Origin of the sequence: Variovorax sp. V93 (genome assembly GCF_041154485.1) — a bacterium.
Taxonomy (GTDB): Bacteria; Pseudomonadota; Gammaproteobacteria; order Burkholderiales; family Burkholderiaceae_C; genus Variovorax; species Variovorax beijingensis_A.
Window position 1 is genome coordinate 1160642 of record NZ_AP028669.1, and the last position, 16186, is coordinate 1176827.

A 16186-nucleotide genomic window follows, 5' to 3' on the forward strand; every position below is an offset into this window, starting at 1 on the left:
CAGAGTGCGGCCATGACGATGAAGCAGAACACAGGCACCGGCGGCAGCCCGGCGATCCGGTCGGCGCTGGGCCGACGCGGCTTTCTCATGGGTTCCGCGCTAGCGGCCACTTCGACGCTGGCTTCGCTTTGTTCGCTGTCGCACGCCGCCACCGGGGCGCCGTCGCAGCGGATGCCGGTCATCTTCATCGGCCATGGTTCGCCGATGAACGCGCTGGCCGACAACGCCTTCACGCGCCGGCTGTCCGCCTGGGGCAGGGAACTGCCGCGGCCTTTGGCCATCCTGAGCGTTTCGGCCCATTGGCTGAGCCGCGGCGCCACCGGCGTCGGAATGCAGGAGCGGCCGAAGACGATCCACGACTTCGGCGGCTTTCCACAGGCGCTTTTTGACATCGAGTACCCGGCACCGGGCCATCCCGCGCTCGCGCGCGAAACCGTCGGCGCGGTGAAGCAGGCCCCGGTGGTGGGCACCCAGCAGTGGGGCCTGGACCACGGGACCTGGACGGTGCTGAAGCACCTCTATCCGAAGGCCGACATTCCGGTGTTCCAGCTCAGCATCGACTACGACCAGCCGGCCGCCTTCCACTACGCGGTGGGCCGCGACCTGGCGGCGCTGCGGGACAAGGGCGTGCTCGTGATGGGAAGCGGCAACGTGGTGCACAACCTGCGGGCCACCGACCGTGGCACGGCCGACGGGCTCACAGCCAGCCGGCCCTGGGCGCAATCGTTCGACGACGCGGTGAAGGCTGCGCTCGCGGGGCGGGACGACCGCGCGCTGGTCGGCTATGAAAAGCTGGCAGGTGCCGCCACCGCGGTCGCCACGCCGGACCACTACTTTCCGTTTCTCTACGCGCTCGGTGCCGCGGGGCCGAGCGAGCGTGCGAAAACGGTCCACGAGGGATTCCAGTCGGGCACGCTGAGCATGCGCTGCGTGCAGTTCGGCTGAGCGCGCGGACCTACTGTTCCTCGCTCCACGAGAAGCCGTCGCGCGCAATCATCGCGCTCGAGGCGCTCGGCCCCCAGGTGCCCGCGGCATAGGGGCGCGGCCCGCCGTCCGATGCCCAGCTGTCGATCAGCGGCTCGACCCAGCGCCATGCCTCTTCCTGCTCGTCGCTGCGCACGAAGAGGTTCAGGCGGCCGTCGATCACGTCGAGCAGCAGCCGCTCGTAGGCGCCCACGCGCTCGGCGCCAAAGCGCTTGTCGAAGTCGAGGTCCAGCTGCACGGGCGCGAGCTGCGCGGCGCTGTGGTGGCCGTTGCTGCTGCGGCGGTTGTCCTGGGCCTGCGCGAGCAGGTGCAGCTCCAGGCCGTCCCGCGGCTGGAGGTTGATCACCAGCTTGTTGACGGCGCCGGCAGGTGCGCGGTAGATCGCATGCGGCGTGGGCCTGAAGTTGACCTCGATGCGCGCGTCGCGCGAGGCCAGCCGCTTGCCGGTCCGGATGTACAGCGGCACGCCGGCCCAGCGCCAGTTGGCGATCTCGGTGCGCAGCGCCACGAAGGTCTCGGTGCGGCTCTCGGGGTCGACGCCCGGCTCGTCCCTGTAGCCCGGCACGCGTTCGCCGTAGGCCGTGCCGGCCGTGTACTGGCCGCGAATCGCATGCAGCCCCAGCGTCTCGGGCGTCCAGGGCTTGAGTGCGCGCAGCACCTTGAGCTTCTCGTCGCGGATGGCGTCCGCATGCGAGTTGATCGGCGGCTCCATGCCGATGGCGCAGACCAGCTGCAGCGCATGGTTCTGCACCATGTCGCGAAGCGCGCCGGTCTGGTCGTAGAAGGCGCCGCGCTTTTCGACGCCCAGGTCTTCGGCGATGGTGATCTGGATGTTGGCAATGTGCTCGCGGCGCCAGATGGGCTCGAACAGCGCATTGCCGAAGCGCATGGCGAACAGGTTCTGCACCGAGGGCTTGCCCAGGTAGTGGTCGATGCGGAAGACCTGCTTCTCGTCGAGCACCTTGCACACTGCGGCATTGATCGCGCGGTTGGACGCCAGGTCGTGGCCCAGCGGCTTCTCGAGCACCACCCGGGTCGACGCTCCGTTGAGGCCGGCCGCGGCAATCTGCTCGACCACCTGGGTGAAGAGCGCGGGCGCCGTGGCCACGTACATCACCACCGTGTCGGCATTGCGCTGCTTGAGCAGTTCGGAAAGCCGGGCGTAGTCGGCCGGCTTGGACAGGTCCATGCGCAGGTAGTACAGCAGCGAGGCGAACTTCTCGAACTCCTCGGCCGAAGGGCGCTTGGCGCCTTCGACGGCATTGAAGCGCGACTGGATCAGTTCGCGGTACTGGTCGTCCGAGAGGTCGTCGCGGGCCACGCCGACGATGCGTCCGTCTTTCGGAAGGCTGCCGTGCCTGAAGGCCTGGAACAGCGCGGGCATGAGCTTGCGCCATGCGAGATCGCCAGTGCCGCCGAACAGAACGAGATCGAAGCTCATGAGTCGAAATTCCTTTTGTCTTGGTGCCGAGTGGGCTCTCTGTTTCAACCGAATGGTACTTGTACCAATTCATGAAACCTGTACGAAAGCTACGCTCAACCCCGGCCGGGAGGCCTATTTTTGTTTTGGAGGCGGGGTTTTCACATGAAGAAGCTTTTTACTGCAGCGGCCTTGGTGGGTTTGTCGGCTGCCGCGTCGGCCCAGGGCACGGTCAACGTGATCTGCTCGGTCCAGGCCGAATGGTGCAACGTGATCGCCACCGTGTATGCGCGCACCACGGGTACCCGCATCAACATGTCGCTCAAGGGCTCGGGCGAGGCGCTGGCCCAGCTCATCGCCGAGAAGGACAACCCCAAGACCGACATCTGGTTCGGCGGCACCGGGGACCCGCACCTGCAGGCGGCCGAGCAGGGCCTGACGCTCGAATACAAGTCGCCCACGCTGGCGCAGCTGCACCCCTGGGCCCAGCAGCAGGCGAAGCAGTCGGGCTACAGGACCGTGGGCATCTACTCCGGCCCGCTGGGCTTCGGCTACAACCCCGAGCTGCTCGCCAAGAAGAAGCTGCCGGTGCCCAAGACCTGGGCCGACCTGCTCAAGCCCGAATACAAGGGCGACATCCAGGTGGCCAACCCCGCATCGAGCGGCACGGCCTACACCATGATCGCCACGCTGGTGCAGCTGATGGGCGAGGACAAGGCCTTCGACTACCTGAAGGCGCTGCACAAGAATGTCGGCCAGTACACGCGCTCGGGCACCGGTCCCATCAAGGCGGTGGCGCGCGGCGAAACGGCCGTGTCGATCAGCTTCGTGCACGACGGCCCGGGCGAGAAGATGCAGGGCTTTCCGGTCGAGACCATCACGCCGGCCGACGGCACCGGCGCCGAGATCGGCTCCATGAGCATCATCAAGGGTGCGCGCAACCTCGAGGCCGCGAAGAAGTTCTACGAATGGGCGCTGACGCCGGCCGCGCAGGAGCTCGGCGCCGCCAACAAGCAGTTCCAGCTGCCGAGCAACGCGAATGCCAAGCTCGATCCGCGCATCCCTGACTTCAAGAAGATCAGGTTCATCAACTACGACTACGCCAAGTACGGCGCGAGCGCCGAGCGCCGCCGCCTGATCGCGCGCTGGGAAAAAGACGTCAATTCGCTGCCGCGCTAAGTGCAAGCCCTTTCCATCGGCGGCGCGCCGGCCAATCCGGCGTCAGTGGCCGCCGCCCGGCGGGCGCAGCGCTGGATCCGGGCCTGGGTGGCGCTGGGCCTTGCGGCCTACCTGCTGCTGCCCTGGTATGCGATCCAGGACGCCATCTGGTACGAAGCCGTTCCGCAGGTCTTCGGCCGGGCCGAGGGTGCCAACGGCCTGATGCAGGCGGCCACGCAGGGGCGCGGCTGGCTCTTCATCGGGCTTGCCGGACTCGCGATGTGCGCCATCGGCGCCTGGCTGCCGGCCGGCCGCGCGCAGGGGCGCTGGCTGCTGGCGGGTGGCGCCATCGGTGCCTTCGGCCTGGCCATTGCCGGGTTCGCCATCGGCGCGCGCGGCTGGAGCTTCGAAGCGCTCAACGCGCTGTTCGGCGAACTCGCAATCAACCAGTTCGGCATCGGCGCGGGCGGCTTCGTGGCGCTCACGGCGCTCACGATGCTGGCCGCCTTCGGCATTGCGCGGCTCGGGCTTTTCAAGGGCGACCTGTTCGTGGCGGCCGCGGTCATCGGCTGCGGCGTGCTGATGGCGCTGTTCATTGCCTACCCGGTGAGCAAGGCGCTCGCGGGTGCCTTCCTCGACGAGGACGGCCGCTGGTCGATCGCGGCCTTTGCCGCGCGCGTGTTCGCCGAACGCATCTGGGGCGTGGGCTGCCTGGCCGGCGGCGTGCGCTGCGGCGTGGCCTGGAACACGCTCGTGCTGGCGCTGCTGACGGCGGCTGGCACCACCTTCCTCGGCACCTTGATGGCGCTGATGGCCGAACGCGGCAGCAAGCGCGGCCAGGGCGCGCTGCGCGTGCTCGCGCTGCTGCCGATCATCACGCCGCCCTTCGTGGTGGGGCTCGGGCTCATCCTGCTGTTCGGCCGCGCGGGCATCGTCAACCAGCTGCTCGAGAGCGTGTTCGGCGTCGAGCCGACGCGCTGGTTCTACGGCATGCCGGGCGTGCTGGTGGCGCAGCTGTTCGCCTTCACGCCCATTGCCTTCATGATCATGCGCGGGGTGGTGCAGGGCATCGCACCCAGCCTGGAAGAGGCGGCGCAGATGCTGCGTGCCGACCGCCGCCGCACCTTCTTCACCATCACGCTGCCGCTTTTGAAGCCCGGGCTGGCCAATGCCTTCCTGGTGGGCTTCATCGAAAGCATTGCGGACTTCGGCAATCCGGTGGTGGTGGGCGGGCAGTTCTCGGTGCTGTCGACCGACATCTTCTTCGCCATCGTCGGCGCGCAGTACGACCAGGGCCGCGCGGCTTCGCTGGCGTGGGTGCTGACGATCTTTGCGCTTGGCGTGTTCGCGCTGCAGCGCGGCGTGCTCGGCCGGCAGAACTACACCACCGTGAGCGGCAAGGGCGACGCGGGCATCGCGATGGCGCTGCCCGACGGCGTGCGGCGCACCATCCAGTGCATCGCGCTGCCCTGGATCGCGTTCACCGCGGTGGTCTACCTGTTCGCCTTCGCGGGCGGCTTCGTGCAGACCTGGGGGCGCGACTACAGCTTCACGCTCGACCATTTCAAGAACGCGTTCGCGCTCGAATGGGGCCAGTTCGGCCTGGTGTGGGCCGGCACCGCGTGGAACTCGCTGCTCACCACGCTCAAGCTCGCGGGCATCTCGGCGCCCATCACCGCCGCGCTGGGGCTGCTGATTGCGTGGCTGCTGGCGCGCAACGAGTTCAAGGGGCAGGGCGTCTTCGAGTTCGGCGCGCTGCTGGCCTTTGCCATCCCGGGCACGGTGCTGGGCGTGAGCTACATCCTGGCCTTCAACGTGCCGCCCTTCGAGCTCACGGGCACCGGGCTCATCATCGTGCTGTGCTTCATGTTCCGGAACCTGCCGGTGGGCGTGCGGGCCGGCACGGCGGCCTTCAAGCAGCTGGACCGATCGCTGGACGAAGCCTCGCTGATGCTGCGCGCCTCCACGGCCCAGACGCTCTTCAGGGTGGTGCTGCCGCTGCTCAAACCTGCGCTGGTGGCCGCGCTGGTCTACAGCTTCGTGCGCGCCATGACGACGGTGAGCGCGGTGATCTTCCTGGTCACGGCCGAGAACGAGCTCGCCACCACCTACATCATCGGCCGCGTGGGCAACGGCGACTACGGCATCGCGCTGGCCTACTGCACGGTGCTGATGATCCTGATGTCTGTCGCGATTGCGCTGGTGCAGTTCGTGGTGGGGGAGCGCAGGCTGGGGCGGCGCGGGGCCACGCCGCCGCACCAGGGGCATCACAAGATGGAAAGCCTGGCGGCATGAGCCGCGCGGAGATCATTGAATGAACGGCATCGAATTGCGCAACGTCACCAAGCGCTACGGCACCGACAGGAACGGGCCGCTGGCGGTCAAGGGCATCAGCTTCGAGGTGCCTGCGGGCACGCTCACCACCATCCTCGGGCCCTCGGGCTGCGGCAAGACGACCACGCTGCGCATGATCGCGGGGCTCGAATCGGCCACCTCGGGCTCGATCTTCATGGGCGGGCGCGACGTCACCACGTTGGGCCCGGCCGAGCGCAACGTGAGCATGATGTTCCAGAGCTACGCGCTGTTCCCGCACATGAACGTGATCGAGAACGTGGGCTACGGCCTGCGCATGAGCGGCGTGAAGAAGGACGAGGCCGCCTCGCGGGCACGCGGCGCGCTCAAGGGCGTGGGGCTGGTCGGCTTCGACGAGCGGCTGCCCAGCGAACTCTCGGGCGGCCAGCAGCAGCGCGTTGCCTTGGCGCGTGCACTGGTGCTGGAGCCCGCGGTGCTGCTGTTCGACGAGCCGCTGTCCAACCTCGACGCCCGGCTGCGGCGCGAAATGCGCGAGGAGATCCGCGCGCTGCAGCAGCGCCTGAGGCTCACGGTGGCCTACGTCACGCACGACCAGAGCGAGGCCCTGGCCGTGAGCGACCAGATCATCGTGATGGACCACGGCGTGATCGCCCAGCGCGGCACGCCGGAGCAGCTCTATGCGCGGCCCGAGAGCGAATTCGTCGCCGGCTTCATGGGCGAGGCGATGGTGTTCCCGGCGGTGGCGCAAGCCGACGGCAGCGTCGCGCTCGGCCCGCTGCGGCTGCAGCCGCGCCATGCGGTGGCGCCCGGCGCGGTGAAGGTGGCGGTGCGGCCCGAGGCCTGGCAAATCGGGTTGGACGGCACCCGCGAGGGCCTGCCGGCCACGTTGCGCAAGGCGGCCTACCTCGGGAGCTTCTACGAATACGGCTTCGACACGCCGCTGGGGCCGGTGTTCGTGGTGTCGACCGATCTGTCGACGCCCCTTGCCGCGGGCGCCGAGGCCACGCTGTCGCTGGCGGCGCATGGTGTGAGCGTGGTGCCCGCCGCATGAAACAATGGAGCCATGAACGTGGTTTTCGATCTTGGCGCCGTGCTGCTGGCATGGGAGCCCACCCGGCTGGTGCAGACCCATCTTTCCGAGCATGCCCCCACCGAGGCTGCCGCAGCGGCGCTGGGCCGAGCGCTTTTCCACCACGACGACTGGATGAGCTTCGACTGCGGCATGCGCTCGCTGGACGAGGCCATCGCGCGCATGGCCCGGCGGCTGTCGCTGCCGGCGGAGCGGCTGGACGCCATGCTCGGCACGCTCGGGGAGCGCCTCGAGCCCATTGCCGTCACCGTGGAACTGCTGGAGGGCCTGTTCGTCCGGCGCGAGGCCGGCGAGGCGCTGCGCCTGTACTACCTCTCGAACATGCCGGCGCCCTACGCACGCGCGGTCGAGCGCCGGCACGGCTTCATGCGGCGCTTCGACGGCGGCGTGTTCTCGGGTGACGTGAAATTCATCAAGCCGGATCGCGAAATCTACGAACTGCTGGCGGTGCGCCATGCGCTCGATCCCGCCGAGACGGTGTTCATCGACGACTCGGCCGCCAACGTGGAGGCCGCGCGTGCCTTCGGCTGGCAGGCCATCCATTGCACCTACCCGCCAGCTCTGGCGGCGCAGCTGGCGCGCTACCTGCCGGCTACCGGCCGGTGAGCACCACCTTGGAGGTGTCGAAGCCCAGGCTGGCGGCGTAGTCCAGCTCGGCCTGCAGCGCGTCGTCCTCGAGGCGCGGCGCGCGTGAAAGCACCCAGAGGTATTCGCGGTCGGGCGTGCCGACCAGCGCCACCTGGTAGTCGCGGTCGAGCTTCAGGATCCAGTAGTCGCCCCACACCATCGGCAGCCAGCTGAGCCACGACGGTGCAAAGCGCACTTCGAGCCGGCCCGCGCCGGGCTGGCCGGCCACCGGCACCACACGGGCCGTTCCCACCGCTTCGTCGAAATTGCCATCGGGCCGCACGCAGCGGTTGAGCACCTGCATGGTGCCATCGACCTGGAGCGTGTACTCGGCGCTCACGGGACCGGCGCACTGCTTCTGGAAGCGGTTGGGCAGGCGGGCCTGCTCGTGCCAGATGCCCGCATAGCGCTGCAGATCGACCGGCGCCACCACCTGCAGCGGCGCACGCATGAGCGGCGCACCATCGGGCGGCCCGGGCAGCTGGGCTCGCCCGGTGCGCCCCGCACCCATGGCGATCCAGGTGGCGACGCCGCCCACCACGAAGGCCGTGGCCAGGGTGCCGATGGCGTGGCTGGTGCGGCGGTCATCGAAGGAAGGAGCGCGGCTGGCGGCGGCAGCCGCGGCGGAGCGATGGCGAAGGGGCATGGGCGTGGCACTCCTGTGGTCGGAAGCATCAATCGGAAACAGCCAGCCTAGTCCCCGGCCGGGGCGGCGCGCCGTCAGCGGCGGACCACAGCCGCTGTAGGGCAGCGCGGCCGGCCGGCCACTTACAACCCTGTCGGCGGCAGGCTGATGCGGGGCGGTGAAAACCCGTGCTACGGTGCGCATGAAAACATCGGACCCGGCGCAACAGCGTGCAGGACTTGTCATCACCCGCACTGGATAATCTTTCTCCATGAACCAACTCGATGCTCTCCGCCAATGGACCACCGTGGTCGCCGACACCGGCGACTTCAAGCAACTTGCCATCTCCAGGCCGCAGGATGCGACCACCAATCCGTCGCTCATCCTGAAGGCGGTGCAGAAGCCCGAGTACCGGCCGCTGCTCGACGAAGCCGTCAGCAAGCACGCGGGCAAGCCGCTCGACGAGGTCATCGACCGGCTGCTGGTGCGCTTCGGCACCGAAATCCTCTCGATCATCCCGGGCCGCGTGTCGACCGAGGTCGACGCGCGCCTCTCGTTCGACACGGCCGCCACCGTTGCGCGCGGCGAGCGCATCGTGGCGCTCTACAAGGCCGAAGGCATCGACACCGAGAAGCGCCTGCTGATCAAGGTGGCCTCCACCTGGGAGGGCATCGAGGCGGCGCGCGCCCTGGAGCAGAAGGGCATCCGCACCAACCTCACGCTGCTGTTCTCGTTCGCGCAGGCCGTGGCCTGCGGCGCGGCCGGCGTGCAGCTCATCTCGCCCTTCGTGGGCCGCATCTACGACTGGTACAAGAAATCGGCCGGGGCCCAGTGGAACGAGGCCGCCAACGCGGGCGCGAACGACCCGGGCGTCAAGTCGGTGCGCCAGATCTTCGAGTACTACAAGCAGCACGGCATCAAGACCGAGGTGATGGGCGCGAGCTTCCGCAATGTGGGACAGATCCGGGCCCTGGCCGGCTGCGACCTGCTGACCATCAGCCCCGAGCTGCTGGCCGAGCTGGCCGCAAGCAACGAGCCGCTCGCGCATGCGCTCGACGCCTCCGCCGCGCCCACGGCCGACATGCAGAAAGTGAGCTACGACGAGGCCGGCTTCCGCTTCGCGCTCAACGAAGACGCCATGGCCACCGAGAAGCTCGCCGAGGGCATCCGCGCCTTTGCGGCCGATGCCGTGAAGCTCGAAAAACTCATGCAGGAAAGCGGCAAGTAAGCATGGCCATGACCCTTCGCTGCGACCGCGCGCCCGCCTGGGCGCAATTGCAGGCCGCCTTCGAGACCGCGGGCCGCCAGTTCGACGTGCGCCACGCCTTCGTCGACGATGCCGGCCGTTTCGAACGCTTCAGCCAGGAAGCGCCGTACCTGTTCGCCGACCTGTCGAAGAACCTGATCGATGCGCGCACGGAAGAGCTGCTCTTCGCGCTGGCCCGCGAGTGCGGCCTCGAGGCGCACCGCGACGCGATGTTCGCGGGCGAGCACATCAACAACACCGAAGACCGCGCCGTGCTGCACACGCTGCTGCGCGCCCCCGCCGATGCGAAGGTGGGCAAGACGGCCGACAAGCTTCGCGAGGTGCACCAAACCCTCGATGCGATGCTGGCCTTTGCCGAGAAGGTGCGCGCCGACCACACGATCACCGACGTGGTCAACATCGGCATCGGCGGTTCCGACCTCGGGCCGCAGATGGCGGTGCTCGCGCTGGCCGAGTTCGCCGCGCCGGGCAAGCGCTTCCACTTCGTCTCGAACGTCGATGGCCACGAGCTGGCCGGCGTGCTGCAGGGCCTGGCGCCCGAGCACACGCTGTTCCTCATTGCCTCGAAGACTTTCACCACGGCCGAGACGATGACCAACGCGCTCTCGGCCAGGCGCTGGCACGAGCAGTCGGGCGGCACCGACATTGCCGGCCACTTTGCCGCGCTCACCACCAACGTCGAGGCGGCGAAGCAATTCGGCATCGACACCACCTTCGGTTTCTGGGACTGGGTGGGCGGGCGCTATTCGCTGTGGTCGGCCATCGGATTGCCGATCGCGCTGGCCATCGGCGCCGACGGCTTCCGCCGGCTGCTGGCGGGCGCGCACGCAATGGACGAGCACTTCCGCAGCGCGCCGCTCGAGCAGAACCTGCCGGTGCGGCTCGGCCTGCTCGACGTCTGGTACCGCAACTTCCACAAGTTCACGAGCCGCGGCATCGCGCCGTACCACAGCGCCCTGAAGCGCCTGCCGGCCTACCTGCAGCAGCTCGAGATGGAGAGCAACGGCAAGCAGGTCGATGCGAGCGGCGCGCCGCTGCCCGCCGGCCTGGGCACCTCGCCCGTGCTCTGGGGCGAGCCCGGAACCAACGGCCAGCATGCCTACTTCCAGATGCTGCACCAGGGCACCGACGTGATCCCGCTCGAATTCGTGGCGGTGCGCGATGCGGCGCACGACCTCGACGGCCACCACCCCAAGCTGCTGGCCAATGCGCTCGCGCAGGCGCAGGCGCTGATGGTCGGCAAGCTCGATGCCGGCGGCCACAAGAACTTCCCGGGCAACCGGCCGAGCAGCTTCTTCGTGTTCGAGAAGCTCACGCCCGAATCGCTGGGCGCGTTCCTTGCGCTGTACGAGCACCGCGTGTTCACCAGCGGCGCGCTGTGGGGCATCAACAGCTTCGACCAGTGGGGCGTGGAACTCGGCAAGGTGCTCGCGAAGGACATCGAGCCGCGCCTCGCCTCGTGCGACATCATGGGGCTCGACGCCTCGACGGCCGGCCTCCTGAAACGCCTGGGCACGCAGGCCTGATCCGCTGAAAGGCCGGGGCAGCAGGTCCGGATAGGCCGCGACAGGCCGATTCATAGGCCGTTTGTTTGCGAACTGATGGCCGAATTTGCCGTTGAAAGATGCATCGATATGATCGGCCCGGGGAATTTCCCTGGGATTCAATCAAGAGGAGTCGATCAATGGACTTTCAGACAGCAGTCAAGACCTGTTTCAGCAAATACGCCGATTTCAACGGACGCGCATCGCGTTCGGAGTACTGGTGGTTCGTGCTGGCCGAGGTCGTCGTTCTCATCGTGGCGAGCCTGATCCATCAATATGTGTACGTCATCGCGGCGCTGGGCTTCCTGCTGCCCGCGCTGGCCGTGGGCGCGCGCCGCCTGCACGACATCGGCAAGAGCGGCTGGCTCCAGCTGTTGATGATCATTCCGATCGTCAACCTGGTGCTGATCTACTTCTACGTGCAGCCCACGCAGCCCGAAACCAACCCGCACGGGGCACCCGCCACCTGAGCCTCGGTCAGGCTGCAATTTCCGCGCTGGAAAGCGCGCGCACCGGTCCGCCACTGGCCATGCGCACGCACAGGTCGAAGGCCTGCTGCAGCCCTTCGATCTGCGCGATGCCCTTGCCCGCGATGTCGAAGGCGCTACCGCTGGCCGAGGTGGCCACCGGCACGGGCAGGCCACCATGCAGCGTCACGCCCTGCTCGAAGCCCATCAGCTTCATCGCGATCTGGCCCTGGTCGTGGTACATCGACACCACCGCATCCACATCGCCGCGGCGCGCGCCGATGAACACCGTGTCGGGCGAGAACGGGCCGCGCGCATCGTGGCCCTCGGCGCGCAGCCGCTCGATGGCCGGCGCGATGATCTCGATCTCTTCCATGCCAATGGAGCCGCCGTCGCCCGCATGCGGGTTGAGCCCCGTCACCGCAATGCGCGGCTGTGCCACGCCCGCGCGGCGCAGCGCCGACGCAATGATCTTCACCGCGTCGCTCACGCCCTCCACCGTGATGTGGCTTGCCACGTCCTTCAGCGGAATGTGCGAGGTCACGCGCGAGGTCCAGAGCGATCCCGTGAGGTTGAACTCGCAAACGAAGCCCGTCACCGCGAAGCGCTCCTGCATGTAGCGCAGCTCGTCCTCGTGCACGAGGCCACCGAGCCGCAGCGAATGCTTGTTGAGCGGCGCGAAGAGAATGCCCTCGGCCTGGCCGCGCCGCACGGCCGCGGTGGCGAGTTCGAGCGCCTCGAAGGAAGCGCGGCCCGAGGCCTCGTTCGACGCCCCGAGCACCGGCTCCCGGCCTTCCATCCAGTCGTGCAGCAGCACGGTGAGGCGGCCGTCTTCGAAGCGCAGGTCGTCGAGTCCGCCGACCCGCAGCGGGTCCAGCTTCATGCCCGCCACGCGCTCGCCCGCGGCCAGCACCGCGGGGTCGGCGATCAGCAGCACGCGCGCGGCGTCCAGATTGCGCTGGCGCGCGAGCAGCTTCACGGCCATCTCGGGGCCGATGCCGCCGGGGTCGCCGAGCAGCACGGCGATGCGGGGCTTGGCGGAGATCAGGCTGGGGGTCTTCGATGGAGTGGACATGTGGGCAGGAATGAAATGATGATGAAGAAGAGAGGCCTCATTCGGCCTTGATGTTGGCGTCGCGCACCAGCTGGCCGTAGTGGTCGAACTCCTGCCTGTTCATCGCCGCGAAGGCTTCGCCGGTCAGCGTGCCGGGCTCGCCGCCCAGGGCCTTGATGCGCGTTTGCACGTCGGCCAGCTTCAGCGTGCGCACGAGCTCGGCGTTCAGCCGTTCGACCGCGGGCCGCGGCGTGCCGGCCGTCACGTAGAGGCCGTACCAGGTGGAGACGTCGGCGCCCTTGATGCCCTGCTCGGCCAGCGTGGGCACATCGGGCAGCTCGGGCGAGCGCTGCGGCGCGCTCACGGCCAGCGCGCGGAACTTGCCGGCCTTGATCTGGCCCATGGCGGAGGAAGTGCTGTCGAACATCATGTCGACTTCGCCGCCGATGATGTCGACGTGGGCCTGCGAGCTGCCCTTGTAGGGCACGTGGATCGACTTCATGCCGGTGGCCAGGTTGAAGGCCTCGCCGCCCACGTGCTGGGTGCTGCCGATGCCGGAGGAGGCGTACTTGAAGCCGCCCGGCCTGGCGCCCATGGCCGCCACCAGCTCCTTCACCGATTTGTAGGGAGAGCTTGCCGAGACCACCAGCACGTTGGGCATCACCGCCACCAGGCCGATCGGCTGCAGGTCTTTCAGCGGGTCGTACTTGAGCTTGAGGATGTGGGGCGCCACCGCCTGCGCGGTGTTGGTGGCCAGCAGCAGCGTGCTGCCGTCGGCCGCGGCGCGCGCCGTGAGTTCGCCGGCAATGGTGTTGGAGGCGCCGGGCCGGTTCTCCACCGTCACGGGCTGCTTGAGCACCGGAGCGAACTTGTCGGCCAGCACCCGTGCCAGGATGTCGGTGCCGCCGCCGGGCGAGGCGCCGACCAGGATGCGCAGCGGCTTGTCGGGGTAGGCCGGCTGCTGCGCACCGGCGGTGGCGGCCATCAGCGCCAGCGCGGCCGTGCCCGCCGCGCGGGCCAGAAAAGATTGCTTCATCGGGGTGTCTCCTGCTTGTTTGGCGCGAGCTTAGGCAGCTTCATGCGGCCGATCCAATCAAAAAAGCCCGAAGCTCCATATACTTTTGTGCATGACCTCCGGTTCCGGCCTGACCGACGCATCGCTGATGCTCCACGTGCGGCCGCGCCAGTTGCTCCTGCTGGCGCGGCTCGATACCCACCGCCACCTGGGCCGCGCGGCCGAGGCCATGAACATCAGCCAGCCGGCCGCCACCAAGCTGCTGCAGCAGCTGGAGGACTCGCTCGGCGAAAGGCTTTTCGAGCGCCTTGCGCGCGGCATGGAGCCCACGCCCTACGGCCAGATCCTGATCCGCTATGCCCGCCGCGTGCTCAGCGACTTCGGCAGCGCGCGCGAGGAAATGCTCGCGCTGCGCTCCGGCCTCAGCGGCTCGCTGCGCGTGGGCAGCGTGCCGGGCGCCGTGCCCGAACTGCTGGCGCCGGCACTGGTCGAGTACCACCGCCGCCATCCGCAGGTGGCCGTGTCGGTGGTGGTCGAGACCAGCGACGTGATGCAGGCGCAGCTGGAGCAGGGCGATGTCGACCTGGTGCTGGGCCGGCTCACCGACGGCCATGACGAGGCGAAGTACGCGAGCGTGCCGCTGCTGGGCGAATCGCAGGTGGTGGTGGTGCGCGCCACGCACCCGGTGTTCGAGCGCGCCACCGTCACGCTGGCCGAGATGGCCAACTGGTCCTGGGTGCTGCAGCCGCCGGGCTCGCCGCAGCGCGGGCGCTTCGAGGCGGCGATGCGGGAGGCGGGCATCCAGGCGCGGCTCGACATCATCGAAACGGCATCGCCCATCGCCATCACCGCCTTGCTCGAGAACTCCGACATGGCGGCCGTGATGCCGGCTTCGCAGGCCAGCCATTACGCCCGGCTGGGCGTGCTGCGCACGGTGCCGGTGGAACTGCCGGTGCGCGTGCCGCCGATCTGCCTCGTCACCCGGCAGGACCGCGCGCTCTCACCGGCCGCGGCGCAGTTCCGGCGCCAGCTGCTGGGCGGCGCCTGAAGCCTTTGGATTGAGATTTTCCATGCTGTATTGCACCAACTAGGGAATCTCCTAGCCAACTGGTGCATGAAAGTACCATGGCGAGCCGGTGAAGTACCAAACCCGCAAGCGCGTTTCTCCAGAATCCCGCCACGGCGACCCAAAAAGAGCGGGCGTCGCTCACCTCTAGGAGACAACATGAAGCGTTTTCTGAAAGCGGGCCTCGTCCTCGCACTCATCGGCACGGGCGCGATGTCCCAGGCCGCCACCGAACTCGTGATCGCGACCGTCAACAACGGCCACATGATCGAGATGCAGAAGCTCACCCCCTTCTTCGAAAAAGCCAACCCCGACATCAAGCTCAAGTGGGTCACGCTGGAAGAGGGCACGCTGCGCCAGCGCGTGACCACCGACATCGCCACCAAGGGCGGCCAGTTCGACGTGATGACCATCGGCCTGTACGAAACGCCGATCTGGTCGAAGAAGGGCTGGCTCAAGCCCATTGCCACCGACGCCGCCTATGACGTGGACGACCTGCTGCCCGCCATCCGCAACGGCCTGTCGACCGACGGCAAGCTCTACGCCGCGCCGTTCTACGGCGAGAGCTCGATGCTCATGTACCGCAAGGACCTGGCCGACAAGGTGGGCGTGAAGTTCTCCGAGCAGCCGACCTGGGCGCAGGTGAAGGAGTTCGCCGACAAGGCCAATGACCCGAAGGCCGGCGTGTACGGCATGTGCCTGCGCGGCAAGCCGGGCTGGGGCGACAACATGGCCTTCCTGACCACGCTGGTCAATACGCACGGCGGCCAGTGGTTCGACATGCAGTGGAAGCCGCAGATCGACACCAAGCCATGGAAGGACGCCATCACCTTCTACGTCGACTTGATGAAGAAGAACGGCCCTCCGGGCGCCTCGGCCAACAGCTTCAACGAGAACCTCGCGCTCTTCAACGAAGGCAAGTGCGCGGCCTGGGTCGACGCGACCATCGCGGCCTCGTTCATCAGTGACCCGAAGCAGTCGAAGGTGGCTGACAAGGTGGCGTTCGCGCAGGCGCCGATCGCCGTCACGCCCAAGGGCGCCAACTGGCTGTGGTCGTGGAACCTGGCTATTCCGGCCAGCTCGACCAAGGACGACGCCGCGCAGAAGTTCATCAAGTGGGCCACGTCCAAGGACTACGTCAACCTCGTGGCCAAGGAAACCGGCTGGGCTTCGGTGCCGACCGGCACGCGCAAGTCGACCTATGCGAACCCCGAGTTCCAGAAGGTTGCGAAGTTTGCTGCAGCCGAGAAAAGGGCCATCGACACCGCCAACCTCACCGACAGCACGCTGCCCAAGTCGCCCTACGCCGGCGTCCAGTACGCGGCCATCCCCGAGTTCCAGGCCATTGGCGTGGCCGTGGGCCAGCAGATGAGCGCGGCGCTGTCGGGCAAGGTCACGGTCGACCAGGCGCTGAAGACCTCGCAGACGGCGGCCGAGCGCGAGATGAAGAAGGCCGGGTACTACAAGTAAGCCAGGCTTTCTTTCTTGCTCCCTCCCCTCCCGGGGGAGGGTTGGGGTGGGGGCACGCGGCGCACCAATCGCCGCAGCGCTCGAGC

The 16186-nt window shown here is 68.1% G+C and carries 14 protein-coding genes; 10 read left to right on the forward strand and 4 right to left on the reverse strand.

From position 1 onward, the window contains the following. The first annotated feature begins 12 nt into the window (after nucleotides 1–12). Nucleotides 13–945 carry a 4,5-DOPA dioxygenase extradiol gene (gene ygiD, locus ACAM54_RS05225; protein ID WP_369650047.1) on the forward strand — a complete coding sequence of 311 codons (933 nt, stop codon included), beginning with the start codon at nucleotides 13–15 and terminating at the stop codon, nucleotides 943–945. A gap of 10 nt (nucleotides 946–955) precedes the next feature. Here the strand turns inward: ygiD and zwf are convergent, their stop codons facing one another. Next, the gene (zwf, locus tag ACAM54_RS05230; RefSeq protein WP_369650048.1) at nucleotides 956–2425 is read right to left on the reverse strand and encodes a glucose-6-phosphate dehydrogenase; all 1470 of its coding nucleotides are present in this window, start codon (nucleotides 2423–2425) and stop codon (nucleotides 956–958) included. A gap of 144 nt (nucleotides 2426–2569) precedes the next feature. On the opposite strand from zwf, the gene ACAM54_RS05235 reads away from it, so the two are divergent. The 4 genes from ACAM54_RS05235 to ACAM54_RS05250 are packed head-to-tail and all read left to right on the forward strand — an operon-like array spanning nucleotide 2570 to nucleotide 7571. Further along, a complete protein-coding gene (locus ACAM54_RS05235) occupies nucleotides 2570–3583 on the forward strand; it encodes an ABC transporter substrate-binding protein (protein WP_145740923.1) in 1014 nt (337 codons plus the stop codon). Then, nucleotides 3584–5857 (forward strand): ABC transporter permease, encoded by a 2274-nt coding sequence (locus ACAM54_RS05240; protein WP_369650049.1) that lies wholly within the window; start codon nucleotides 3584–3586, stop codon nucleotides 5855–5857. Between the two features lie 19 nt (nucleotides 5858–5876). Next, nucleotides 5877–6926 carry an ABC transporter ATP-binding protein gene (locus tag ACAM54_RS05245; RefSeq protein ID WP_369650050.1) on the forward strand — a complete coding sequence of 350 codons (1050 nt, stop codon included), beginning with the start codon at nucleotides 5877–5879 and terminating at the stop codon, nucleotides 6924–6926. 12 nt (nucleotides 6927–6938) lie between these two features. Next, the gene (locus tag ACAM54_RS05250; RefSeq protein WP_369650051.1) at nucleotides 6939–7571 is read left to right on the forward strand and encodes an HAD family hydrolase; all 633 of its coding nucleotides are present in this window, start codon (nucleotides 6939–6941) and stop codon (nucleotides 7569–7571) included. Here ACAM54_RS05250 and ACAM54_RS05255 read toward each other — a convergent pair. Beyond that, entirely contained in the window at nucleotides 7558–8238 is a 681-nt protein-coding gene (locus ACAM54_RS05255) for a lipocalin family protein (RefSeq protein WP_145740930.1), read from the reverse strand. The two genes, ACAM54_RS05250 and ACAM54_RS05255, sit on opposite strands and share 14 nt — an antisense overlap. Nucleotides 8239–8488: 250 nt before the next feature. Between ACAM54_RS05255 and tal the strand changes: the two genes are divergently transcribed. From tal to ACAM54_RS05270, 3 genes are all read left to right on the forward strand, one after another. Next, complete coding sequence (gene tal / locus ACAM54_RS05260) at nucleotides 8489–9445, forward strand: transaldolase (protein WP_145740932.1); 957 nt, start codon at nucleotides 8489–8491, stop codon at nucleotides 9443–9445. A gap of 2 nt (nucleotides 9446–9447) precedes the next feature. After that, nucleotides 9448–11010: a glucose-6-phosphate isomerase gene (pgi, locus tag ACAM54_RS05265; protein WP_369650052.1), complete on the forward strand. Its 1563-nt coding sequence runs from the start codon at nucleotides 9448–9450 to the stop codon at nucleotides 11008–11010. A gap of 158 nt (nucleotides 11011–11168) precedes the next feature. After that, nucleotides 11169–11498, forward strand: a complete 330-nt coding sequence (locus tag ACAM54_RS05270) for a DUF805 domain-containing protein (RefSeq protein ID WP_145740936.1) — start codon at nucleotides 11169–11171, stop codon at nucleotides 11496–11498. Between the two features lie 7 nt (nucleotides 11499–11505). Here the strand turns inward: ACAM54_RS05270 and ACAM54_RS05275 are convergent, their stop codons facing one another. Both ACAM54_RS05275 and ACAM54_RS05280 read right to left on the reverse strand, forming a co-directional pair. Next, complete coding sequence (locus ACAM54_RS05275; protein ID WP_369650053.1) at nucleotides 11506–12570, reverse strand: 4-hydroxythreonine-4-phosphate dehydrogenase PdxA; 1065 nt, start codon at nucleotides 12568–12570, stop codon at nucleotides 11506–11508. Between the two features lie 37 nt (nucleotides 12571–12607). Then, the gene (locus tag ACAM54_RS05280; RefSeq protein ID WP_145740940.1) at nucleotides 12608–13585 is read right to left on the reverse strand and encodes a tripartite tricarboxylate transporter substrate binding protein; all 978 of its coding nucleotides are present in this window, start codon (nucleotides 13583–13585) and stop codon (nucleotides 12608–12610) included. A gap of 91 nt (nucleotides 13586–13676) precedes the next feature. Here ACAM54_RS05280 and ACAM54_RS05285 point away from each other — a divergent pair, with 91 nt between their 5' ends. Continuing rightward, nucleotides 13677–14612, forward strand: a complete 936-nt coding sequence (locus ACAM54_RS05285; RefSeq protein WP_369650054.1) for a LysR family transcriptional regulator — start codon at nucleotides 13677–13679, stop codon at nucleotides 14610–14612. A gap of 177 nt (nucleotides 14613–14789) precedes the next feature. Next, nucleotides 14790–16100, forward strand: coding sequence for a sugar ABC transporter substrate-binding protein (locus tag ACAM54_RS05290; protein WP_145740942.1), 1311 nt, complete (start codon nucleotides 14790–14792; stop codon nucleotides 16098–16100). Nucleotides 16101–16186: the final 86 nt, after the last annotated feature.